Origin of the sequence: Micromonospora sp. LOL_013 (genome assembly GCF_048060315.1) — a bacterium.
Lineage (GTDB): Bacteria > Actinomycetota > Actinomycetes > Mycobacteriales > Micromonosporaceae > Micromonospora_E.
The window spans coordinates 1-273 of record NZ_JBHMIQ010000129.1 but is presented as its reverse complement, the minus strand read 5'-3'; the positions used below and the strand labels follow the sequence as shown (position 1 = coordinate 273).

Below are 273 nucleotides of genomic sequence, written 5' to 3'. Positions count from 1 at the left end.
GGCGAAGTACCTACCGGCGGCGTCCCGGATGACCGTCACGGACGACGGGTCCGACGGCAGTGTCCGGGACCAGCGGACCGTGAGGTCGCCGATCCTCGGCAGCCGCAGACGGCCGTTGTCCAGCACCGTGAACCGGGAGTTGCGGGTGAAACGGATGGCCTGCCGGTTGTCCTTACGGGACCGGAACCTCGGCGGCGCCACCATGCGGCCCTTGCGCCTGCCCGACACGGAGTGGAAGAAGGTGCGGTACGCGGCGTTCAGGTCCGCGAGGGC

1 pseudogene is annotated in these 273 nt (G+C 70.3%); it reads right to left on the bottom strand.

The window, feature by feature from the left end:
- Positions 1-273 (bottom strand): annotated as a pseudogene (locus ACFHWS_RS28630) (RNA-guided endonuclease TnpB family protein); the annotation flags it as partial.